This window comes from Bradyrhizobium sp. CCBAU 11357 (genome assembly GCF_028128865.1).
Classification (GTDB): Bacteria; Pseudomonadota; Alphaproteobacteria; order Rhizobiales; family Xanthobacteraceae; genus Bradyrhizobium.
On sequence record NZ_LBJW01000016.1, the window covers coordinates 263,212 to 285,980 of the forward strand.

At 64.6% G+C, this 22,769-nt stretch carries 19 protein-coding genes; 8 read left to right on the forward strand and 11 right to left on the reverse strand.

Going from position 1 to position 22,769, the window contains the following annotated elements; all coding sequences use genetic code 11:
• Nucleotides 1-3: 3 nt before the first annotated feature.
• Both XI05_RS04615 and XI05_RS04620 read right to left on the reverse strand, forming a co-directional pair.
• A complete protein-coding gene (locus tag XI05_RS04615) occupies nucleotides 4-1,044 on the reverse strand; it encodes a phenylacetaldoxime dehydratase family protein (RefSeq protein WP_271499053.1) in 1,041 nt (346 codons plus the stop codon).
• Nucleotides 1,045-1,065: 21 nt separating this feature from the next.
• Nucleotides 1,066-2,082 carry a carbon-nitrogen hydrolase family protein gene (locus tag XI05_RS04620; protein WP_271499055.1) on the reverse strand — a complete coding sequence of 339 codons (1,017 nt, stop codon included), beginning with the start codon at nucleotides 2,080-2,082 and terminating at the stop codon, nucleotides 1,066-1,068.
• Between the two features lie 191 nt (nucleotides 2,083-2,273).
• Between XI05_RS04620 and XI05_RS04625 the strand changes: the two genes are divergently transcribed.
• Complete coding sequence (locus tag XI05_RS04625; protein WP_271499057.1) at nucleotides 2,274-3,230, forward strand: helix-turn-helix domain-containing protein; 957 nt, start codon at nucleotides 2,274-2,276, stop codon at nucleotides 3,228-3,230.
• 5 nt (nucleotides 3,231-3,235) lie between these two features.
• On the opposite strand, the gene XI05_RS04630 is transcribed toward XI05_RS04625, so the two are convergent.
• Nucleotides 3,236-4,138, reverse strand: coding sequence for an amino acid ABC transporter substrate-binding protein (locus tag XI05_RS04630; RefSeq protein ID WP_271499059.1), 903 nt, complete (start codon nucleotides 4,136-4,138; stop codon nucleotides 3,236-3,238).
• A 20-nt stretch (nucleotides 4,139-4,158) separates the two neighbouring features.
• Nucleotides 4,159-5,481, reverse strand: coding sequence for an aspartate aminotransferase family protein (locus XI05_RS04635; RefSeq protein WP_271499062.1), 1,323 nt, complete (start codon nucleotides 5,479-5,481; stop codon nucleotides 4,159-4,161).
• Nucleotides 5,482-5,706: 225 nt separating this feature from the next.
• Between XI05_RS04635 and XI05_RS04640 the strand changes: the two genes are divergently transcribed.
• The 4 genes from XI05_RS04640 (at nucleotide 5,707) to XI05_RS04655 (ending at nucleotide 9,896) form a co-directional block, all read left to right on the forward strand.
• On the forward strand, nucleotides 5,707-6,612 hold the full coding sequence (locus XI05_RS04640) for a LysR substrate-binding domain-containing protein (RefSeq protein WP_271499065.1): 906 nt from the start codon (nucleotides 5,707-5,709) through the stop codon (nucleotides 6,610-6,612).
• A gap of 123 nt (nucleotides 6,613-6,735) precedes the next feature.
• Nucleotides 6,736-7,761: an aldo/keto reductase gene (locus tag XI05_RS04645; protein ID WP_271499067.1), complete on the forward strand. Its 1,026-nt coding sequence runs from the start codon at nucleotides 6,736-6,738 to the stop codon at nucleotides 7,759-7,761.
• Nucleotides 7,762-7,896: 135 nt separating this feature from the next.
• Nucleotides 7,897-9,318 carry an MFS transporter gene (locus XI05_RS04650; RefSeq protein ID WP_271499070.1) on the forward strand — a complete coding sequence of 474 codons (1,422 nt, stop codon included), beginning with the start codon at nucleotides 7,897-7,899 and terminating at the stop codon, nucleotides 9,316-9,318.
• Nucleotides 9,319-9,434: 116 nt separating this feature from the next.
• A complete protein-coding gene (locus XI05_RS04655; protein WP_271499073.1) occupies nucleotides 9,435-9,896 on the forward strand; it encodes a PEGA domain-containing protein in 462 nt (153 codons plus the stop codon).
• 169 nt (nucleotides 9,897-10,065) lie between these two features.
• Here the strand turns inward: XI05_RS04655 and clpA are convergent, their stop codons facing one another.
• Complete coding sequence (clpA, locus tag XI05_RS04660) at nucleotides 10,066-12,474, reverse strand: ATP-dependent Clp protease ATP-binding subunit ClpA (protein ID WP_172783350.1); 2,409 nt, start codon at nucleotides 12,472-12,474, stop codon at nucleotides 10,066-10,068.
• Nucleotides 12,475-12,762: 288 nt separating this feature from the next.
• Nucleotides 12,763-13,095, reverse strand: coding sequence for an ATP-dependent Clp protease adapter ClpS (gene clpS / locus XI05_RS04665; protein ID WP_172783349.1), 333 nt, complete (start codon nucleotides 13,093-13,095; stop codon nucleotides 12,763-12,765).
• Nucleotides 13,096-13,573: 478 nt separating this feature from the next.
• Here clpS and XI05_RS04670 point away from each other — a divergent pair, with 478 nt between their 5' ends.
• Entirely contained in the window at nucleotides 13,574-14,935 is a 1,362-nt protein-coding gene (locus XI05_RS04670; protein ID WP_271499075.1) for a vWA domain-containing protein, read from the forward strand.
• A 72-nt stretch (nucleotides 14,936-15,007) separates the two neighbouring features.
• Here the strand turns inward: XI05_RS04670 and XI05_RS04675 are convergent, their stop codons facing one another.
• Nucleotides 15,008-15,346: a phasin family protein gene (locus XI05_RS04675; RefSeq protein WP_271499076.1), complete on the reverse strand. Its 339-nt coding sequence runs from the start codon at nucleotides 15,344-15,346 to the stop codon at nucleotides 15,008-15,010.
• 387 nt (nucleotides 15,347-15,733) lie between these two features.
• Here XI05_RS04675 and XI05_RS04680 point away from each other — a divergent pair, with 387 nt between their 5' ends.
• Nucleotides 15,734-17,572 carry a D-alanyl-D-alanine carboxypeptidase gene (locus tag XI05_RS04680; RefSeq protein ID WP_271499077.1) on the forward strand — a complete coding sequence of 613 codons (1,839 nt, stop codon included), beginning with the start codon at nucleotides 15,734-15,736 and terminating at the stop codon, nucleotides 17,570-17,572.
• Between the two features lie 232 nt (nucleotides 17,573-17,804).
• Here the strand turns inward: XI05_RS04680 and XI05_RS04685 are convergent, their stop codons facing one another.
• The 4 genes from XI05_RS04685 to XI05_RS04700 form a co-directional block, all read right to left on the reverse strand.
• On the reverse strand, nucleotides 17,805-18,530 hold the full coding sequence (locus XI05_RS04685; protein ID WP_271499079.1) for a DnaJ domain-containing protein: 726 nt from the start codon (nucleotides 18,528-18,530) through the stop codon (nucleotides 17,805-17,807).
• Between the two features lie 70 nt (nucleotides 18,531-18,600).
• Nucleotides 18,601-19,350 (reverse strand): VWA domain-containing protein, encoded by a 750-nt coding sequence (locus tag XI05_RS04690; protein ID WP_271499082.1) that lies wholly within the window; start codon nucleotides 19,348-19,350, stop codon nucleotides 18,601-18,603.
• Nucleotides 19,351-19,482: 132 nt separating this feature from the next.
• The gene (locus tag XI05_RS04695) at nucleotides 19,483-20,343 is read right to left on the reverse strand and encodes an alpha/beta fold hydrolase (protein ID WP_271499085.1); all 861 of its coding nucleotides are present in this window, start codon (nucleotides 20,341-20,343) and stop codon (nucleotides 19,483-19,485) included.
• 346 nt (nucleotides 20,344-20,689) lie between these two features.
• Nucleotides 20,690-21,613, reverse strand: a complete 924-nt coding sequence (locus XI05_RS04700; RefSeq protein ID WP_271499088.1) for a division plane positioning ATPase MipZ — start codon at nucleotides 21,611-21,613, stop codon at nucleotides 20,690-20,692.
• 283 nt (nucleotides 21,614-21,896) lie between these two features.
• On the opposite strand from XI05_RS04700, the gene panC reads away from it, so the two are divergent.
• Nucleotides 21,897-22,748 carry a pantoate--beta-alanine ligase gene (gene panC / locus XI05_RS04705; protein ID WP_271499090.1) on the forward strand — a complete coding sequence of 284 codons (852 nt, stop codon included), beginning with the start codon at nucleotides 21,897-21,899 and terminating at the stop codon, nucleotides 22,746-22,748.
• Nucleotides 22,749-22,769: the final 21 nt, after the last annotated feature.

The following is a 22,769-nucleotide window of genomic DNA, read 5'->3' on the forward strand; positions in this document are numbered from 1 at the left end:
CGATCAGGCTCCGACGGTCTCCACCGCTGCCAGCATGCCCGTCTTTGGATGACAGTTCAGATATTCGAAGAACTGCTCGTCGGCGGCTGCCACCGTCACCTCGTGATAGAGCCGCAGCTTGGCTGACGGCCCGAGCGTCGAGAGATATTGCATAGCCGCGCCGAAGATCTTGACGTGGGTCGGATGCGACTCCGCCCAGCGTTCGAGCGAGGCGAGGCTCTTCCACCAGCTCTGGCCGTAGGACTTCTCGCTGACGCTGCCGTCGGCCGCAAGCACCTGCATGTACCGGTTGGCGTAGCAGCCGATGGTAAGGCCGTCATCGCGCAGAAAGTCCATGCCCTCGCGCAGCACCGGTTCGACGTCGTCGAGATAGAGCTTGCGCTCGGACGCTGCGGTATCGCTCCAGTCCTGCCCGGAGCGGATCAGGCAGAGATTGTCATGAGCCACGACGCGCAGCCGCGCGCCGTCGTGGATCAGCTCAGGCGCGCCACCAGGCACCATCGCATCCGTCTGTGACAGCGGGAGACGATCGCGCATGCCGCCCCAGTAAGCGTGCTCCTGCACCTCGCCGCTCATGCCTTCCGCGGCGACGGCGATACCTTCGGGCCGATCGGGTGATGAGAACAGCGTCTCGTGACGGGCGACACTGGGACGCAGCACCTCGATGAAGGTACCGACGCCTTCGCGCTTCCGGCCGGTCCACATCTCGCGCGCCCGAGCGAACCAGGCATCAAAGCGTGCGAGATCGTCCCAATAAGCGACCGTGACAACATTTTCGCAGGCGCACTGATCGACATAGCGCGCCCGGTCCCAATGCGACGGACCGCCATCCATTGCGAACAGCCCTGCGATTTCCTTCAACGCGTCCATTGCTGCCGCCGGTGCCGCACCGCCATACTGGACACCGAAATAAGCCATCACGACGCGGCTGACCGCAGGCTTGTAGCGTGCGACGAAGGATGGATAGGGCGGCTGATAATCGTCGGGCACGCGCTTGTGGCGCGTGCGTGGAGTTTCGAGATGCGCAGGGACTGCGGATTCCATGAAGCCCTCCCCTCGTAGCGATCAGCTGGCCGCCGCCGCAATGTCCATGGGCTCGACAGCATCGACCGGCAGCGCGAACTGCTCGACCCGCTGGTACCGCTTCTTGTTGAGCAGCAGCCGTGTGACGTCAGGCCGCGAATAATGTCCGGCGGGATCGGCGGCATTCTTGGCAACGCCAATGGCGCCGAGATCGATCTCTGCGATCAGCAGGCCCTCCTGATCGGGCGCCAGCTTCTCCCCGATCTGACTGCCGTCGGGGCCGTAGATGGCCGCAAAGCCGCCACCCACATGCAGCAGCGCATTCTTGTCCGGTCGGTCGCAGAGCTCGTCGATCATGGCCTGCGAGACGGTGGCGCAAGGGGCGAGCACGAAGCAGGAGCCTTCCACCGCATAGACGCGCGACGCCGCGTTGTTGACCTCCGCCCCTAACGCCGGCGCGAAGGGATCGTAGAGCGAGAAGCTCGGCCAGGCCGCGACATGGACCTGCTCGTTCTGGGCGTACATCGCGTATTTCGACAGCGGCTGAAGATGCTCCCAGCAGCACAGCGCGCCGAGCCGGCCGATGTCGGGCCGCGCATGCACGGCGAGATCGCTGCCGTCGCCCTCGCCGTAGACCGTGCGCTCGGCATGGGTCGGCCGCAGCTTGCGGCGCTTTGCGATGGTCTCGCCATCGGGGCCAATCAACCATTGCGCGAGGTAAAGGCTGCCGCCGTCGCGCTCGGACAGGCCGACCACGGCGGTGAGCTTTGCCTTGCGAACGGCCTCGCGCAGGCGCTCGGCCTGCGGGCTGTCATAGGATAGCGAATTGTCGAAATAGCGCTGCACGAAGCCCCGCCCGATCGCCCAGGCAGGGGAGTCCAGCCAGATATGCCAGGGGTAACCGGGGATGAAAGCTTCCGGAAAGGCGATCAGCTTGGCGCCCTTTTCCGCGGCCTCCCCGATCAGCGCGATCGACTTGTCGATCGAGGCGTCGAGGTCGAGCCAGGCCGGCGCCGCCTGAACGACCGCAACCTTGTATTTCGGATGCTCGATGCCCATTCCTGCCTCCATTGCCGGTTGATCCCAAGCCACGTCCGATGCAGTCTATTTGCCCAAGCCGGGCAGCCGGCCGCTCGACCGCGGCGGAACAAAAACTCGACTGGACGCGCTACCGACCGGTACGGGATTTGCCTTCGGTCAGACTGGCTCCCCAGGGCGATTTTGCAGGATGTGAAAGGGAGGCTGTTCAGATGCCAATCCAGTTCACGACGGACGGCAGTCCCGCCTATCGGCGGCTCGCTCTCTGGCAGGACATCGTCTGCGACGTCTTCGTCGGGCTCGACTGCAAGTCGGACCTCGGCAGCGCCTTTCGCGGGTCGGTCACCCAGGCTTCGCTCGGCAAAGCGGTTTGCTCCGAAGTCTGCTCCGACCGCCAGCACGTATTCCGCACGCCGTCGCGCATCGCGCGTTCACACCAGGATTTCGTTCTCGTAGCCCTCGGAAATCGCGGCAACGGTGGCGTCGTACAGGACGGCCGCGAGACCGTGATCCACCCCGGCGAGTTCGCGCTCTACGACACCACGCGCCCGTACGAGCTGAAGTTCAACGACAGTTTCACGCAGACCATTTTCAAGGTACCGCGCGAGATGCTGCAGCGGCGGCTCGGCGGCACCGAGACGCTGACCGCAATGTCATTTGGCGCCGCCGCTCCGCTCGAGCGGCTCGCCTATGATTTCATTGTCCCGCTCTGCCAGAACGCGGATGGTTTGGCTCCGGATACCGCCACAGCGCTGTCGGAGCAGGCAGTTGATCTGCTTGCGATGGCCTTGAGCGAGCGGCTCGGCAAGTCATCGCTGCCGTCCTCGACCCACCGCTCGGCCCTGCTCTACCGATTGAAGGCGCATATCCGCGCGCACCTCGCCGATCCCGATCTCTCGCTCGCTGAAACCGCGGCCGCGCTCGGCATCTCGCCGCGCTATGTCAACGATCTTCTCGCGGACGAGGACACCTCCTTCCAGCGCCATGTCCTCGCCGAGCGCCTCGCCCGATGCCGGCGGGATCTCGCCTCGCCACTGCTCGCCCATCGCCACATCAGCGAGATCGCCTTCGCCTGGGGCTTCAACGACCTCTCGCATTTCGGCCGCGTCTTCCGCGAGCATTTTGGCGCGTCGCCCCGCGACTTCCGGCACAGCCAGTTGCGGCATTGACGCCCCTACGGCGCGAGCGCATCGCTCGGCGATGCGACACGGGCCTTCATCGCCTCGCTCATGGGAAGCCGAAGGTTCTGCCCCTTCGGCGGGATCGGTGCCTCGAACCATTTCGCATAGAGCCGGTCGAACGCGCCTGATGCCATCTGCTCCCTGATCGCGGCATCGACCAGCGCCTTGAACTCCGGATCCTCACGGCGGGTCATCAGCCCGTAATAGGACGGCGCATAGGTCGCCGCCAACATCCTGAATGCCTTGGGGTCGGTCGCGTTCGCGACGAGCCCGGCGATCAGAATGTCGTCCTCGAACCAGGCGGCGGCGCGGCCCGTTCCCAGCATCAGCAACGACTCGGCATGGTCCTTGGCCTGGACGATCGTCACGTTCAGCTTCTGCTCGTCGAGGAGCTGCTTTGCGACCGCAAAATTCAGCGAGCCCTGTGTGATGACGACCGTGCGTCCATCGAGCCCCTTCGGCTCCGTCACCCCTGAGGCGACGGACACGAGCCAGCGCGGCGACGCCACATAGGTCGCGACGGAGAACGAAACCTGCTTCTGACGTTCCGCGGTGTTGGTCGTGCTGCCGCACTCGACGTCGATGGTGCCGTTCTGGAGCAGCGGAATGCGATTGGACGCATTCACCGGGACGTAGTCGATCCCCAGCTCCGGCCGTCGCAGCACGATCCTGATCTTGTCGGCCACCGCGGAGCAGAGATCGAGCGAAAGTCCGGTCGGCTTCTGATCCGATCCAAGATAGGCGAATGGGATCGAAGCCTCCCGATAGCCGAGGGTGATCTTGCCGACCTCTCTGATCTTCTCGAGGGTCGGGCTGGCCGCTTGCGCTGTTGGAACGTCCAACAGCGCAAGCGAAAGTGCGGCAATGGCAAGCGTCGGCGCGTGTCTGCGGATCATGTCGGCCTCCGGACTGTTGATCAAGCGGCGGGATTTCGCGACAATTCGTCGAGGCTCTCCCTCAAGGAGCGGTCCAGGATCTCGACGGCGCGGTCGATCTCCTCGGTCGACACGGTGAGCGGCGGCGCGATGCGCCACACCGATCCGCGCTCGGGGCGACGGCGGATGTTCATGCTCAGCCCATGTTCAAAGCACTTCTTCGTCGTCAGGCCGCCGAGCTGGTGGGCCGCGCGCCGACTGTTGCGGTCGGTGACCAGCTCGACGCCGAGCAGAAGCCCCATGCCCCTGATGTCGCCGATCTGCTCGTATTTCTGCTGAAGTCCCTCGAGCCGGCCGCGCAGATAGGCGCCCATGACATTGGCGCGCTCGACCAGCTTCTCCTGCGAGATCACACGCAGCACCGCGAGCCCGACCTCGGCCAGCAGCGGATCGGAGACGTGGCTGGTGTAATAGGTGAAGTGATCCTCGTGCAGCTTGCTCTCGATCGCTTCGGTGGTCGAGACCGCTGCGAGCGGAAGGCCCCCACCGAGCGTCTTCGACATGGTCATGATGTCGGGGACGACGCCGAAATATTCCGATCCCGTCTTCTTGCCGACGCGCCCGAACGCCGTCTGGGCCTCGTCGAAGATCAGCAGCATACCGCGCTCGTCGGCGGCCTTGCGCAGCGCCTCCATGAAGGCCTTCGGCGGCACCAGCACGCCGCCGGCGCTGATCACGGGCTCGGCGATGATCGCCGCGCCCCGCCCGCTCGACTGCATGTCGAACATTTTCAGCGCCAGCTCGAGATTGGCGAGCGCGGATGCTTCCTCACTCCCCTTGTCGATGTAGGGACGATAGGCATTCGGCTCGGGGATGACGAACACTCCGGGCGGCGGCACGCCATAGCCCTTGCGGTCGCTCGCCATCGAGACCGAGGCGGCGCCGCCGGTGATGCCGTGCCAGGAGCCGCCGAGGACAAGCACCTCATAGCCGCCGGTGTACATCTTGGCCATCCGGAGCGCGACTTCCGTCGCCTCCGAGCCGGTGTTGATGAAGATCGAGCGTTTGAGATCGCCGGGCAGCCAATCCGTCGCCAGCACCTGGGCGAGCTCGGCCACGACTTCGGGGATCATCCCGCTGAAGAGATGAAACGCCTTCTTCCCGGCCCGCTCCACCGCCGCGACAATGGCAGGGTGGTTGTGGCCGATCGTCGCGCACATCTGCCCCGAGGTGAAATCGAGATAGTCGCGCCCGTCGCTGTCGGTGACGATGGTCCCCTTCGCGGTCGTGAAAAGGTTCGGGAACACGTCTCCGCCGTACCGCACCAGAAATTCGTCGGCGGCTCGTTTCAGCGCTGAAGTCATGGCGTCTCCTTAAGCAAGCGGCATCTGCCGCGCGGGCACGGAGCGGCGATGCGGAGTCCGCTCACCGGTCTCGGGTCAGGTTGTGGGCACGAAGCTGTTGCGTCGGGGCGTTCGCGGTACGAAACTTGCCAGTGCAACGGAGAAATTCGTAACCGGGCAGACATGATGGGCGCCAGTTCAAAAAACTCAGCAGCCGATGAAGCAAGCTCAACGGGGCGGCCGCGCATGCCGCCGCTGAAGGCGCTGTCGGCGTTCGAAGCCGCTTCCCGCCACGGCAGCTTCAGCCGCGCTGCCGAGGAGCTCGGGGTCACGCCTTCCGCGATCAGCCATCACATCCAGAACCTCGAGGATTTTCTCGGCGTGCGCGTTTTCTCGCGGCACGCCGGCCGTGCTGTGCTCACCAATGCCGGCCGCCTCTATGCCGGCGAGATCGAGCGCGCGTTCGGCACGATCATGGGTGCGACGCGGCTGGTGGCGCCGCAATCGCAGCGCGATCATTTGTTCATCGCCAGCGGACCGAGCTTTGCCGCCAAATGGCTACAACCGCGGATCGGCAATTTCATCGGCCAGCATCCGGAGATCGGGATCAGGCTGTCGACCATCGCCGATTTGCGCGATCTCGAGACCATCCGCTTCGACCTCGCGATCGCCTATGGGCGCCCACCGGTCGTGAACGACAGGCAGATTGAGCCGCTCCTCGCCGAGCGCCTGCGCCCGCTTTGCAGCCCGCGGCTGATCGAGCAGCTCGACCTGCGCGAGCCCGGCGATCTCGCCCGCGCCACGCTGATCCATTCCTCGAACGCGCTGACCTGGACCGATTATCTGCGCAAGGTCACAGGCGCGAGCATCAAGGCGCGTCACGAATTGTGGTTCGACCGCTCCACCATGGCGATCGATGCAGCCGTCGAGGGTCTTGGCGTCGTGCTGGAGAGCGAAATCCTCGCCGCCGAGGAGCTGGACAAGGGCACGCTCGTCGTACCGTTCCGCCAACCCGAATTCGAAGTGGAGGCGGTCTCCTACTATCTGGTGCGCTCGGCTGAGGCGAAAGGACGTAGCCATGTCAGCGCATTCGAGGCTTGGCTGCGCGCGAAGATCTCGGCTGCAAACTTGCAGACCACGAGCGTGGCCTAGCAAAATGCGGACTACCCGAGCAGAGCCGCCATGTGAGCGCGTGATAGGACAAGGCACCCGCTTGCGCTAAACTCGGCACCAAGGCCGCACCGATCAACGAGCGGCCAGCCGAGGAGCAGATCGATGGAATACCGACGCTTGGGCCGGTCCGGCCTCATGGTGCCTGCTTTGAGCCTGGGAACGGGCACGTTCGGCGGCGTCGGCCGCCTCGCCGCATGGGGCACGACGGATGCGACTGAAGCGCGGCGTCTTCTGGACATCTGCCTCGACGCCGGCGTGTCGATGTTGGACACCGCGAATGTCTATTCGCTCGGCGAATCCGAGCGGGTGCTCGGGCAAGCCATCAAGGGGCGCCGCGACAAGGTCCTGATCTCGACCAAGGCGACGTTCCGCTTCGGCGACGGCCCGAACGACATCGGCTCATCGCGCCAAAATCTGCTTGAGGCGATCGACGGTTCGCTGAGCCGGCTCGGCACCGATTATATCGACCTGTTCCAGCTCCACGGCTTCGACGCCTTCACTCCGCCCGAAGAGGTGCTATCGACTCTCGACGTGCTCGTGCGCGCGGGCAAGATCCGCTACGTCGGCGTCTCGAATTTCTCGGGCTGGCACCTGATGAAGTCGCTCGGCGTAGCCGACAAGCACGGCTTTCCGCGTTACGTCGCCAACCAGACCTACTATTCACTGATCGGGCGCGACTACGAATGGGAGTTGATGCCGCTCGGCCTCGACCAGGGGCTGGGCGCCGTGGTCTGGTCTCCACTCGGATGGGGGCGCCTCACCGGAAAGATCCGCCGCGGTCAGCCGAAACCGGAAGTCAGCCGCCTGCCCAAGACGGCCGAGTTCGGACCGCCCGTGTCGGACGAGCATGTCTACCGCGTCGTCGATGCCATCGACGAGATCGCGAAGGAGACCGGCAAGAGCGTCTCGCAGATCGCGCTGAACTGGCTGCTGCAGCGTCCGACGGTCTCGACGCTGATCATCGGCGCACGCAACGAGACCCAGCTGCGCGAGAATCTCGGCGCGGTCGGCTGGTCCTTGACCAAGGACCAGGTCGCAAAGCTCGATGCCGCGAGCACGGTGACGCTGCCCTACCCCTATTGGCACCAGCGCGTGACCTTCAGCGACCGCAATCCGCCGGCGGTGTAGGACAGTCGCATCAAGCACGCTTGGTAAGGCGACGGCGCGCTGGCAGTGCGGTTCCGGAACTATCGCGGCCCTGCCCTGTTGGCGCAAGACTCGGCCCGTGGCCGAGTCCGATTCGCCAACGATACGCCGCTCACGATGTCGACAGTCACCATCGAGCATGCCGACGGCCTGCCGCAGCCGCAACGCAACCAGGCGGTGCTGACCATTGCGCTCGGCATCGTCATGGCGGTGGTCGACAGCGCCATCGCCAATGTGGCGCTGCCGACGATCGCAGCCGACCTCGACGCGAGCCCGGCCTTCTCGATCTGGATCGTCAACGGCTACCAGCTCGCGATCACGATCTCGCTGCTGCCGCTGGCTTCGCTCGGCGAGATCGTCGGCTATCGCCGCGTCTACCTGGTCGGGCTGGCGCTGTTCACGGTGGCCTCCGCTTTCTGCGCGCTGGCCCACACGCTGCCGCAGCTGACGATCGCGCGCATCCTCCAGGGCTTTGGCGCGGCCGGCATCATGAGCGTCAACGCGGCGCTGGTACGTTTCACCTATCCGCGCAGCCTGCTCGGCCGCGGCATCGGCCTCAACGCTCTCGTCGTCGCCTTCTCGGCCGCGATCGGCCCGACGCTCGCCGCCGGCATCCTCGCGGTCGGAAGCTGGCCCTGGCTGTTCGCGATCAACGTGCCGCTCGGCGCGGTGACGCTGGTGCTGGGCCTGCGCAGCCTGCCGCACACCAAGCCTGCGAGCCGCTCGTTCGACTGGCAAAGTGCAGGTCTGTCGGCGATCACCTTCGGCGTCGGCATCGCTGCGGTGGACAGTGTCGGTCATGGCGGGGCCGCGATCACCTGCCTCGTGCAGTTCGCCGTCGCGATCGTTGCCGGTGCGCTGCTGATCTATCGCGAGACTCACATGACCTCGCCGCTCTTGCCGATCGACCTGCTGCGCATCCCCGTGTTCGCGCTGTCGATTGCGACCTCGATCGCATCGTTCTGCGGGCAGATGCTGGCCTTCGTCGCGATCCCCTTCTATCTCCAGAGCCGCTTCGGCTATTCCGCCGTGCATATGGGCCTGTTGATCACGCCATGGCCGATCGCGCTGGCGTTTGCAGCCCCCCTCGCAGGCCGCCTGGTCGAGCATTATCCGGCCGGCCTGCTCGGCGGTATTGGGCTCACGCTGTTCGCCTGCGGCCTTGCCGCGCTGGCCTTCCTGCCGGCGACGCCAACGCCGCTCGACGTGATCTGGCGGATGGCGCTCGCCGGCGCCGGCTTCGGCCTGTTCCAGCCCCCCAATAACCGCACCATGATCGCAGCCGCGCCGCGCGAGCGCGCCGGCGGCGCCAGCGGCATGCTGGGGACGGCGCGCCTCCTCGGCCAGACCACCGGAGCGGCGCTGGTGGCGCTGTTGCTCGGCCGCTATCCACTCGACGGAACCAGGCTGGCACTGCTCGCGGGCGTCGGTTTTGCGCTCTGCGGTGCGATGCTGAGCATGCTGCGGCTTTCCCCGGCCGGCGCGCGCGGTGCCGAGCAGGTCCGCGTGCAGGACGATCAGCGCCTGCGCGGGGATTAGCACCCGGGTTCGCGCATTGTCGTGCACAACCTTTGCGTGGCTTAACTATTCAGCGCAATAGCCTATTGCCCTCCCGCTCCGGTTGCGCATAGTGGCGGTGGGACAAGGGGCATTTCATGCGTTCATTGGGAATTGTGGCGCTCAGCGTCATGCTGGGCGGCTGCGCGTCGGTCACGCGCGGCACGACGGAGAATATCAGCATTTCATCAACACCTTCAGGCGTGGAAGCCGTCGTCAGCGGAATGGACGTTCCGACCACCTGCACGACGCCTTGCTCGGTGGTCGTCAAGCGGAACGCCGACATCTCGATCACCTTCCAGAAGGAAGGCTATGAGCCGCAAATCGTTCCGCTCAGCCGGGACGTCCAAACGGGCGGCGCCGCGGGTTTCGCCGGCAATCTCCTGCTGGGCGGTGTCATCGGCATGGGCGTCGACGCAGCGACCGGAGCCGCGACCGATCACAAGCCGAACCCGGTCATCGTGACGATGCAGCCGGCGGCCCCTCCCCGCAGCGCACGGCCGCCCACGCCCCGGAAGCCGCGAGCACCTGCGCCGCCTCCGCCCGACACCGGCACCTAAAGTTAAAGTGCGATGCGATTGGGATCAATCGTCATCGCGCTTCAGGTTATTGTTCGAGCATGATCTTTTCGGAAAACCGCTACACACTTTTCTGGATCATGCTCTAACCCGGTAACTACCAAGCAGCAAAAAGGCCGGCTTCGCAGCCGGCCTTTTCGATTTCATCCGATCAGACCTTGACCAGCGGGCCCTTCGAGGTCGGCCCCTTCGAGCCGCCGGGGCCGCCCGGCTTGGACTTGCCCGGCGGACGCTTGCGGGCGCCGGGCAGCTTCTCCTGCTTCGGCGTGACCGGACCCTCGACGAACTCGAAGCCGATCTTCTCCTTGGTCTCGTCGGTCTCGTCTTTGACGAGCACGACGCGAACGTGGCCGCCGCCCTTCAGCTTGCCGAACAGCACTTCGTCGGCCAGCGGCTTCTTGATGTGCTCCTGGATCACGCGAGCCATGGGACGCGCGCCCATCTGCTCGTCGTAGCCATGCTGGACCAGCCAGGCCTTGGCCGGCTCGGACAGCTCGATGGTGACGTCGCGGTCGCCGAGCTGCGCCTCGAGCTGAAGCACGAACTTCTCGACCACGGTGCCGATCACCTCGACGCTGAGATGGCCGAACGAGACGATGGCATCGAGACGGTTGCGGAATTCCGGCGCGAATTGGCGGTTGATCGCCTCGTGGTCGTCGCCTTCCCGCTTCGAGCGCGTGAAGCCGAACGCCTGCTTGGCGAGATCCGAAGCGCCCGCGTTCGTGGTCATGATCAGGATCACGTTACGGAAGTTGACCTGCTTGCCGTTGTGGTCGGTGAGCCGGCCGTGGTCCATGATCTGGAGCAGCACGTTGTAGAGGTCGGGATGCGCCTTCTCGATTTCGTCGAGCAGCACCACGCAATGCGGATGCTGGTCGACGCCGTCGGTGAGCAGGCCGCCCTGGTCGAAGCCGACATAGCCGGGAGGCGCGCCGATCAGACGCGACACGGTGTGCCGCTCCATGTATTCGGACATGTCGAAGCGCAACAGCTCGACGCCGAGCGACGCCGCGAGCTGCTTGGCAACTTCGGTCTTGCCGACGCCGGTCGGCCCCGAGAACAGGTAGCAGCCGATCGGCTTCTCCGGCTCGCGCAGGCCCGCACGTGCGAGCTTGATCGAGGCGGCAAGCGATTCAATCGCCTTGTCCTGGCCGAACACCGTGCGCTTCAGGGTCTGCTCGAGATGCTTGAGCACCTCGGCGTCGTCCTTCGACACGCTCTTCGGCGGGATCCGCGCCATCGAGGCGATCGTGGTCTCGATCTCCTTGATGCCGATGGTCTTCTTGCGCTTGTTCTCGGCGACCAGCATCTGCGCCGCGCCGGACTCGTCGATCACGTCGATTGCCTTGTCCGGCAGCTTGCGGTCGTGGATGTAGCGCGAGGAGAGCTGCACCGCAGCCTCGATCGCCTCATTGGTGTACTTCAGCCGGTGATAGTCCTCGAAATACGGCTTGAGGCCCTTGAGGATCGCGATGGCGTCCTCGACCGTCGGCTCGTTGATGTCGATCTTCTGGAAGCGCCGCACCAGCGCGCGGTCCTTCTCGAAGTGCTGACGGTATTCCTTGTAGGTGGTCGAGCCCATGCAGCGGATCGTGCCCGAGGCGAGCGCCGGCTTGAGCAGGTTCGAGGCATCCATCGCCCCGCCCGACGTCGCGCCCGCACCGATCACGGTGTGGATCTCGTCGATGAACAGGATCGCGTTGGGATGCGCCTCGAGCTCCTTGAGCACCTGCTTCAGGCGCTCCTCGAAGTCGCCACGATAGCGCGTGCCGGCAAGCAGCGTGCCCATGTCCAGCGAGAACACGGTCGCGGCCGCCAGCACCTCCGGCACCTCGCTGTCGACGATGCGCTTGGCGAGGCCTTCGGCGATCGCGGTCTTGCCGACGCCGGCTTCACCGACGAACAGCGGATTGTTCTTCTGCCGGCGGCACAGCACCTGGATCGCGCGGTTGATTTCGGAATTGCGTCCGATCACCGGGTCGATCTTGCCGTCGCGCGCCTTCTTGTTGAGGTTGACGCAATAGGTCTCGAGGGCCTCGCCCTTCTTCTTGGCGTCCTCGTTGCCCTTGGTCTCGGTCTCCTCGTCGACGCCGCGCACGGGCCGCGCCTCCGAGACGCCCGGCCGCTTGGCAATGCCGTGGCTGATGTAGTTGACCGCGTCGTAGCGCGTCATGTCCTGCTCCTGCAGGAAATAGGCGGCATGACTCTCGCGTTCGGCGAAGATCGCGATCAGCACGTTGGCACCGGTCACCTCTTCGCGACCGGACGACTGAACGTGGATCACCGCGCGCTGAATCACGCGCTGGAAACCGGCGGTCGGCTTGGCATCGTCGGCGCCATCCGTCACCAGGTTTTCGAATTCGGTCTCAAGGTAGTTGACGAGGCTCGTACGGAGCTTGTCGAGATCGACGCTACAGGCGCGCATGACGGCGGCTGCATCGGAGTCGTCGATCAAGGAGAGCAAGAGATGCTCGAGCGTCGCGTATTGGTGATGACGCTCGTTTGCGATCGCCAGCGCACGATGCAGGGATTGTTCAAGGCTTTGGGAAAAAGTCGGCATTCGCGTCCTCTATGGCCCCCACCATCATGATCGCCATCGCCCGGTCAGGCAACAACAACCTTTGTCACATATAGTTATACAAGATCGCGGCGAAAGACCGGTTCCGCGACTCGGCAGCTAGCCACCTGGGCTATTTTCAATGCAAAACCCGTTCCGATTTGGGCGGGATCGGCGCCAGCGCAGAATTCCGTAGTTTTGCCGGCTGCGACCGCCATCGCGCGCAGCCGTCACGCGACAATCACACCGCGGCTTGCACGAGCGCCGCCTTCAAACGCACCGCTGGCCGGCTTACTTCTTTTCCATCACGCATTGCAGCGGGTGCTGGTGCTTGCGGGCGAAATCCATCACCTGCGTCACCTTGGTCTCGGCGATCTCGTAGGTGAACACGCCGCACTCCCCGATGCCATGATGATGGACGTGCAGCATGATCTTGGTTGCGGCCTCGACGTCCTTGTTGAAGAACTTCTCCAGCACGTGAACGACGAACTCCATCGGCGTGTAGTCGTCGTTCAGGATCAGCACACGGTACAGGTTCGGCCGCTTGGTCTTCGGCTTGACCTTGGTGATGACCGACGTGCTCGGACCCGAGGGAGTGCCCGGACGGTTGTCGTCATTGCTCATACGAGGCGCGTCGGCGGCGGCTGGCGCGGACAGATCAAGGCTGGAAGTCAATTGCAGCATGGCACAGGCGTTCAAATTCCCCACGGAAGCGAATGGCGGTCACCGCGCGACCCCGCCCTTCGGAGCCTGGCGCAGGCGCGCAGCCTTGGATCGCCGCTCCCGACAAATCCGGTTCAGGCCGGATCGCTCGCCAGCAATATGGCCCTGCCCCCGGCCGGCCGCAAGCACGCGGGGGTCCGGCCCATGCGGTCGCAGCAGTCCCGATTCCCGGTCCGGGCGATCCTGTTCAGGTTAATCAATCCGGAGCGATTTGACAAAAATTTCCGCCGGGCACGTTTAGAAGGTGTTGACCAGGAACCCGGCCGTTCCCCGGCTGCGACGGTTTTCCGCAAAACGCTCCGTTTTTCTACGGTCCAATTTACCTGCCATTCAATGGCATGGCGCGAAATCGGGCAAAACACAGATTTCGGGGATCGTCATGTCTGGTCTGCCCCTCGTCAGCCGCCTTGGTCGACAACTCGCCCGTTTTACAGCGGCCGAGCAAGGCAATATCGCCGTGATCTTCGCGATTGCGCTCGTTCCGGTGCTGAGCTTTGTTGGCGCGGCGATCGACTACAGCCGCGCCGCCCAGGCGCGCACCGCGATGCAGTCAGCCCTCGATTCCACTGCGCTGATGCTTTCCAGGGACCTGTCGGCCGGCACCATCTCGACGTCACAGATCTCCACCAAAGCGCAAACCTATTTCAACGCCCTGTTCACGGACACCAAGACCCTGCCGTCGGTTAGCGTCGGCGCCACCTATAACTCGAGCACCAACATCGGCTCGACGATCCAGCTGACCGGAACCGGCACCTACACGACCAGCTTCATGAAGATCGCCGGCTTCCCGACGCTCGACGTCGGCACCTCATCCACCAGCGCCTGGGGCCTGACGCGCATGCGCGTGGCCTTGGTGCTCGACGTCACGGGATCGATGGCAGCCGACGGCAAGATGCCGGCCATGCAGACGGCTGCGAAGAACCTGGTCGATCAACTCAGCGCGCTCGCGAAGACCAACGGCGACGTCTACATCTCGATCGTGCCGTTTTCCAAGGACGTCAACGTGGGCAGCAGCAACTATGACAAGTCCTGGATCGACTGGAGCGACTGGGAAGCGGTGAATGGCAGCTGCAGCGACAATTCGTACAAACAACAGTCAAGCTGCGTGAGTGCCGGCAAGACCTGGACGCCGAAGAACCACAACAAATGGACCGGCTGCATCACTGATCGCGACCAGGACTACGATACCAAGAACACGACTCCGGTGAGCAGCAATTCCGCGACGCTTTTCCCGGCCGAGCAATATTCCTACTGCAACTCCAGCAATTCGGCATACATCCAGCCGATCATGCCGCTCAGCTACGATTGGACCGCGCTCAAGTCTCTGATCGACGATCTGGTTCCGACCGGCAACACCAACCAGGGCATCGGCCTTGCCTGGGGCTGGATGACGCTGTCGATGGGCGAGCCCATGAATGCCCCGGCCAAGGACACGAACTACACCTACAAGGACGCGATCGTCCTGCTCTCCGACGGTCTCAATACGCAGAACCGCTGGTACAGCGGTGCTTCTCAGATCGACGCCCGACAGAAAATCCTTTGCGACAACGCCAAGGCCCAGCCCAACAACATTACGATCTATACGGTGCAGGTGAACACCGGCAGCGATCCGACCTCGAGCGTGCTGCAATACTGTGCCAGCGGCAGCGACAAGTTCTATCTGGTCACCTCGGCAAGCCAGACCGTATCGGTGTTCAAGGATATCGGCACGTCACTGTCGAAGCTGCGCGTCGCACGCTGACGGGTCCCATCGCTCACAACAAAAAGCCCGGCTGTTGAGCCGGGCTTTTCGATTCCAGGATGTCTCGAGACGTTACTGAGCGGCCGGGGTGAACTTCGACACGATGGTCTCGACCGGCTTGAACGCCTGCTTGGCGAGGTCGCTGTAGAGGCCGGCGATCTTCTGCGATTCCGCAACGAAGGTTTCGTAGGCGGAACGGGCAAAATCGGTCTGCGCTTCCATCGCCTTGTCCAGCGACTTCACGCCGGAAAGCTTCTCGACGAAGGACTTGGTGTCTTCGAACGACTTCTTCGTGTAGTCGCCATAGGCGCTGGCGATCGCCTGGATGCCATGCTGCACCGAGGTCGCGGAGGCAACGCACTGCTCGAACTGCTCTTTCCCGTAGTTCTGGAAGTCTTCAACCTTGAACATTTCGGAATCCTTTTCCCTGGCTCGCGTCGGGAAGCCCCGGCTCCCTGACTCCGCCCAAAATTAGTGCAACGCACAAAAAAGTCAAGAATCTTGTGCGTCGCACAAAACCCGGCGCAAATTGCAGAGATTCCCGGGGTTTCCCGCAAGGGTTCCTTAAGCTTTTGGAAACCGGCCCACCCTACCTTGATTCCCTGGACGTGTTCACTTCCGCGAGCGGCCAAAAGCCGTTTGAGAACATCACCTTAGCCAGAACAGCGGCTCGGGTCCAACGTCCCCCGCGGCGAACACCAGCGGAGGGACAGCCTGAGCAGGTAATGATCCCGGGTCCGTTGGGCACAATTTCGCCTCACGAGCCGGTGATCAAGTCAGAAACGGGGACGGGGTTCCATGCTTCGTAAAAACTTGTCTTCCTCGCGCTTGGCGCGGGTTGGCGTTTTCGGGCTTCTTACGGTCACCACCGCAGTCATCTTCACCACCGACGCAGCCGAGGCGCGGCGCCATCGTCGACACTATGCGCACCACCGGGTGCAGCGCGATGTGTCCGAGAGCTCCAGCCCGAAATTCGCGTCCATCATCGTCGACGGCAATTCCGGCGCGGTGCTCCAGGCGACAAGCCCTGACGGAATCCGCCATCCGGCCTCGTTGACCAAGATCATGACGCTCTATCTGCTGTTCGAGCGTCTCGAATCCGGCAGGATGAAGCTCGACACCGAGATGCCGGTGTCCAAGCACGCCGCCGACCAGGATCCGACCAAGCTTAATCTGCGCGCCGGCCAGACCATTCGCGTCGAGGACGCAATCAAAGGCCTCGTCACCCGCTCTGCCAACGACGCAGCCGTGGTGATCGCAGAAGCGATCGCCGGCAACGAGGACGACTTCGCCCAGATGATGACGCGCAAGGCGCGCTCGCTCGGCATGTCCAAGACGGTCTACCGCAACGCCAACGGCCTCCCCAACGACGAGCAGGTCACGACCGCGCGCGACCAGGCCACGCTGGGTCGCGCCATTCAGGAGCGCTTCCCCCGCTACTATCGCTATTTCGCGACCTCGACGTTCAATTGGCGCGGACAGTCGATCCGCAACCACAATCACCTGCTCGGCAGCGTCGAGGGCGTGGACGGCATCAAGACCGGCTACACCCGCGCCTCCGGCTTCAACCTCGTCAGCTCGATGCGGCGCGGCAACCGCCACCTGATCGGCGTCGTGCTCGGCGGCCGCAGCGGCGGCTCGCGCGACGCCATCATGCGCAACCTGCTCGCGGAGAACCTCGAAAAGGGCGCGACCGTCCGCACCGTCGTCGCAGTCACGGAGCGCAACGGCGCTGAAGCCAACACCGATGTCGCCGATGCCTCGGACACCCCGGCGCGTCCCGCCCCGCAGGTCCAGGCCGCTGCGGCCCCTGCTCCCGAACCTGCCCCCTCGCGCCTCGCCGCGCGCCTGTCGACGCTGGCCGCAGCGACTGCGGCGATGCCGCCCGCTCAGCCCAAACCCGAAGTTCGGCCGACGGAGTCCAAGGTGGAGCCGGCGCCGCTCACCAATGGCGTGATCTCGAGCCAGCCGCTCTCCATCATCCCCGGCTCGTCCGAGCCGATGAAGCCGGTTCGGGTCAAGACGGTTCAGGTCAAGGCCGGCGCCGTGAAGGTCGCCTCCGCGGCTCCGGCTCAGGTCGTTGCGCCGCCGGTCACCAGCACCGTTCCGCCTCGTTCCGACGTCGCGGAAACCTCCGGCGCCGTCGTCGCCAGGGCAGATCTCATCAACAAGCCGGAGGCGGTGAGCCAGCCGGAAGCGCCGAAGGCCGAGATGGCCCGCACCGAACTGCCGCGTCAGCCGGCCGGCTTCGGCACCGGTAACGGCATTCTCGGCGTGCTCCCGGCCGCAACCGCTGCCGCGCCCGCTCCCGCCGCTCCGAAGCTCGCGTCCGCCGACCCGGCGCCGCAGCCGATGCAGATGAGCGCGACCACGAAGCCCGCCGTCACCCACAGCGGCTGGATCGTCCAGGTCGGCGCGCTCGAGAGCGAGAACGAAGCTCAGCAGCGCATCGACGCGGCCCGCAACTCGGCCCGCGGCCTGCTCAGCAAGGCTGACCCGTTCACCGAGCCCGTCGTCGCCAAGGACAATCGCAAGCTCTACCGCGCCCGCTTCGCCGGGCTCGAGCGCGACCAGGCCGAAGCCGTCTGCCGCACCTTGAAGCGCGCCGAGATCTCCTGCATCACCGTTCGCAACTGATCTCCTTCTCCGCTCCAAATCAAAATGCCCGCGCCTCGCGCGGGCATTTTCGTTTTTGGCGAGGCGGTAACGCCGAGGCTGTTCAGGATAAGGCTGTTCCACGACAACCTCTCGTCAAGGATTTACGGTTAAAACTTTGCTCAAGGGATCGACCACGCCGACAATGGCGGGCGACGGCAGACAGAGCAAACGGAGCTCACGCGGTACGGGCGTTTGTAGCGTAGTGCCGGAGTTAGCCGTTATGCGTGCGAAGCAGAATATCCTTGGCCTCGTTTACCCGGGCAGCGAGATACGTCGAGCCCCCCTGGTCGGGATGGAGTTTCTTCATCAGGGACTTGTGGGCCCGGCTGATGTCGTCGCGCCCCGCTCCCGGCTGCAAGCCAAGGATCTGATAGGCTTCCTCCGCCGTCATTTTGCCGCTCGCCGCCGTGCGGCGCTGCCGCCCTGCCGCATCGCCCTGCGCGTTCTGACGCCAAGCGGGAAACCGGCGGTCCAGATAGCTTTCAAGTAAGGCCACGCTCTCGGCGTCGAACGTCGGGACCATCGCGAGCAAGCCGGTGAGATCGAACTCGTCGAGACTGCGCCCGGCGTGAGGTCCCGCGACGATCTGGCCGGAAAGCTGGCCGGAATCGTGGTCCAGCCGCATGTCCAGGAATTGCGAGCGCACGCGCGAGGCCTGCCCGGAGGGGCGCGTCGCACCGCCGCCGAACAGCCCGCCGATATTGCCGAAGCCGGCATTCGCGAGTGGCGTCCAGCCGAGCAGCCCGGCGCCGAAAATTCCGAGCGGGATCGCAACCGCCAGCTCGCCCCGCAAGCCGGTGAAGGCCGCAACCGCCAGCGCCAGCACGCCGCCGCCGAACTTGATGGTGCGCGCCAGCACCGCCGGATTGGCGGAGCGGAACGTCTGGAGCAGCAGGTAAAGCGTGATAACGGCGACAGCGCCGGCGATCAGGGTCATGGCCGGAATATAGTCGTCCTCTTGCCAAAAAGCATGGCATCCACCGCCGCAAGCCGCGCCGGTCTGGTCGCTATTTCATCTGGCTGATCAGCTTCGCCGCGCCACTCACGCTTCCAGCCAGCTTCAGCAGCGCCTCGCGTCCGCCGGCGGCATAGGCCGCAGCTGCCCGCAGCAGCTCGCGCAGCTGCGCCGCCGCACCAGGATCGAACCGGCACCAGGCACCGCCAGTCAGGCGCGCGATCTCGCGGAAGGCCTGTTCGGCGACCGCGTCATGGCCCTCCTGAAACACGAATACGGGCACCTTGAGCAAGCCGAGCTCGCCGGCCTTGGCGGAGAGCTCGTCGATGTCTTCCTCCATGGCATCGCCGACGAAGACCATGGCCCGCACGCCGGATGCGACTGCCTCGCGCCTGGCCTCGCTCAGCACCTTGCCGATCTGGGTATCGCCGCCGCGGCAATCGATTTTGCTCATCAGTGCCGCCAGCCTGGCGCTGTCGGAGATCCAACCCGTGGCACGGCACTCGTTGAAGCCGCGATAATAGACCAGCCGGATGTCGAGACTGCCGAGCGCCGCGGTTTCGCGGAACATGTCGGCCTGGAGCGCGCACGCCATATCCCAGGTCGGTTGCCGGCTCATCGTCGCATCTAACGCGAAGATCAGCCGTCCCCTCGCGCCCGGCGCATGCGGCGAGAGGGCCCGCGCCCTGGCGACGAACGCGGCGATGTCTTCCGAGGTTGAGGTTTCCGCTTGCGGCAGCGCGCCGTCTGCTCGCGCCGATACGGCATCGCGGCCGCGCGGTTTGGTGGGTTCGCCCGACATCGCAGCTTCACCTTGCGTCAGCAGCTAATGTGGTCAGCGCATGCAGCCCGGTCAATGCGCAAAGCCTCCGCGGGCGGGCGCGCCGGCGGAGGCTTCGACGATTGGTGCGGCCGAGCGGTTTGCTGCCGTCGGTCAGCTTTTGGCGGGTGCCATCAGAGCGACCGGGCCCGGCTCGAGGATCTTGGGCGGGGCCGATTGCGTGTCGACCGGCGCGATCTCGCTGTCGGTCGTGCTCAGGAACTTGTCGAGCATGCTCTGGATCGAGCTTTTCGCCACATCCGGACCGGTGTCGCGCATGTCGTTGTGCTGGAATTCGGTCTTCACGACCTGAATGCCCGCCTTCTCACATTCCTCGTCGGTCGGAATCACGCCGGCGTCGGCCTTGAACTGCGGATCCTGGGAGCGGAACGACAGGATCTTGAACTTGCCGGCAGTCACGAAGGGCACGCGCAGATTGTCGAGCGTGACGACCTTCTTGACCTCGTCCGGATATTGCTTGGCGAAGTACATGGTGATGTCGCCGCCCATGGAATGGCCGACCATCGTCACCCTGTCGTAGTCGGCGTTGGGCTGAACCTTCTTCATCTCCTGCATGGCGAGATGGATGTTGGCGACGCCACGCAGAATTTGCGGCAGCCGGCCGACATAGAGCTCGCCGGGCTTGGTCACCATCGGAGGATCGGTCGGCAGGTCATGCTGCGGGCTCACGACCATGTAGCCGCGCGCAGCGAAGGCGTTGGCGAGGAAGCCGTACTCGGTGTTCTTGACGGTATTGCCGTGATTGATCACTGCGACGGGCAGCTTGATCATGCCGGCATTGGCCTGCATTTCCTTGTCGCGCCGCACCGCGATGGAGACGGGTACCGGACGGTTGTCGCGAGAGGCGTCGTAGAATGTGATGGTCTCGTGCTTGATCGCCCACTTGCTCGCCGTGAAATAGGCGATGCCGCAGAGGGCACTGACCGAAACCAGAACGGCAATTCCACGCTTCATTTTCGTCCTCAGCCTCAGGCCTAAGCGGCCTGAATCCCTGTTGAAAATCGTGTTCTTCCGGGGCTCTTCGTCCCCTTGTCGCCTATTCCCTAATATATGTCACAGCAGCGTGACAGGAAGGCTAAATGTTGTGAACCGGCAGCCCTTTCATTGTGCGTCGCACTCGTTTCGTAAGCACCCCATTCTCATACCGCTAAGTCAGGGTGCAGGTCCCTTTTCGACGCAACCGGTCTCGATCGGGTTCGACTTCGCAGTAAATGCAGTGTGAAAACGCGCGCGGCGCCGCCCGGGTTCCCGCGCCAGCCGACAGACTCGGATCGGTCGGGAGTAACGATATACCGCGACGTCAGGCGCCGAGGATATCGTGGACCTCGAGGGGCTTGTCGACCTGGCTGAACCACTCGGCCCGGTTGGCCGCGCGGCGGCGGCCGCGCTCGTCGAGCGGGAGCTTGAGCTGCCGGAGCAGGCTCGTCACCTCCTCCCGCGCTGTGAGATGGCCGAGATTGGGCCGCATGCCGAGCGTGGCCTCGTCGATCTCGTCCAGGGCGGTCAGGCCGCGCGGGAAGAATTCGCGGTACACGACGCGCTCGGCGAAGCCGTCGACGTAGCGGAAGCCGAGCCGCAGCGACAGATCCTTCAGGCCCTCGGCCACGAGTTGCTTGTTGCGCGAGCCGAGCATGGACAGGCGGTTGCGCACGACGATCCAGTCGGTGGTGGCGCCGTCGAGCTGGCGTCGCTTGCGCCTGACATCGCGCACCATCTCGGCATAGTGGCTCTCGCCCGTCACCGCGTAAGTCGCGGGATCGACCGTGCCGAGCACGTCGAAATCGAGGAAGCTGTCGTTGATCGGCGTGACCAGGGTATCGGCCATCGAATGCGCGAGCCGCATCAGATAGCTGTCGGTGCCGGGCGTATCGATGACGATGAAGTCGAAGCTGCTCTCGACCGCCGAGACGGCTTCCATGAACTGCTGGAACTCGGAATTCTCATTCTCGGCAATCTGCATGGTCTCGCCGAGCTTGATGCAGCGATGCACCGGAAGCTCGAGGTCGAGCTTGGTACGCTGGGCCCAGGCAGACCGGTTGCCGATGTAGCGCGTGAAGCTCTGCTGGCGGCAGTCGAGGTCGATGGTGGCGACGCGCTGACCAGTCTTCAGGAGTGCAACGGCGATGTGCAAGGCGGTGGTCGATTTGCCGGAGCCGCCCTTCTCGTTGCCGAGCACGACCACATGCGCCGAGCCGGATTGGCCTTGGCTAGCCTGCACAAGCATGGTGATCCTCAACGCCCCTGGCGAATATCTTCGAGTTGACCGCGTCAGCGGTCAAGTGAAATGCGTGACAGGTAATGCAAATTGCAATGCGCCGTTCTCACGATGTATCGCGGCGCCGTCTTTCGTCTGTGATCCAGCCCACAACGTCGCGACGTTTTGCGCGGCCTTGCGCGGGATGCTGTGCCGCATCCGGATGCATGGCGTCCACGATCTCCGCTTGTTAAGGTTAGCTGGCCGGGCGCGAGGCCCGCACCTGCGCCGCTTTCCAATCCATCGAGTCCCGATGTCAGCACGCCCATTGATCGCTCGCACGGTCCCTGCCCTGCGACGCGCCGTCGACGATCTCCGCAAGCGAAAGGCCACGATCGCGCTGGTCCCGACCATGGGGGCGCTCCATGACGGGCATGTGTCGCTGGTTCGCCTCGCCAGGCGGCGCGCCAGCCGCGTCGTGGTGTCGATCTTCGTCAACCCGACCCAGTTCGCCCCGACCGAGGATTTCGGCGCCTATCCGCGCACCTGGAAGGCCGACGTCGCCAAGCTCGCGGCCGAGGACGTCGATATCGTCTGGCATCCCGGCGTCGCGGCCATGTATCCGGAGGGCTTTGCCACCCGCATCGTGCCGGAGGGGCCGGCGCTGGCCGGTCTCGAGGATCGCTTCCGTCCGCACTTCTTCGGCGGGGTCGCTACCGTGGTCGGCAAGCTGTTCACGCAAGTCCGGCCGGATGTCGCGATCTTCGGCGAAAAGGATTTCCAGCAATTGCGGGTGGTGACGCAGATGGCGCGCGACCTCGACCTCGGCGTCAAGGTGATCGGCTCCCGCACCGTGCGCGAGCGCGACGGACTCGCGATGTCCTCGCGCAACGTCTACCTCTCGCCCGAGGAGCGCCAGACCGCCACCGTCCTCTACCGCGCCATGAAAGAGAGCGCCGGGCGCATCCGTGCCGGCGATGCGATTGCGCCGGCGATGGCGGGCGGCGCCGCGATGATCAAGTCGGCCGGCCTTGCGCTCGACTATTTCGAGCTGCGCCACGCCGAGACGTTGGCAAAGGTTACCTCGCGCAAGGACGGCCCGTTGCGGATCCTGGTCGCGGCCAAGCTCGGCACCACCCGGCTGATCGACAATATCGCGGTCTAAAGCGCGATGACGCCATCGCGC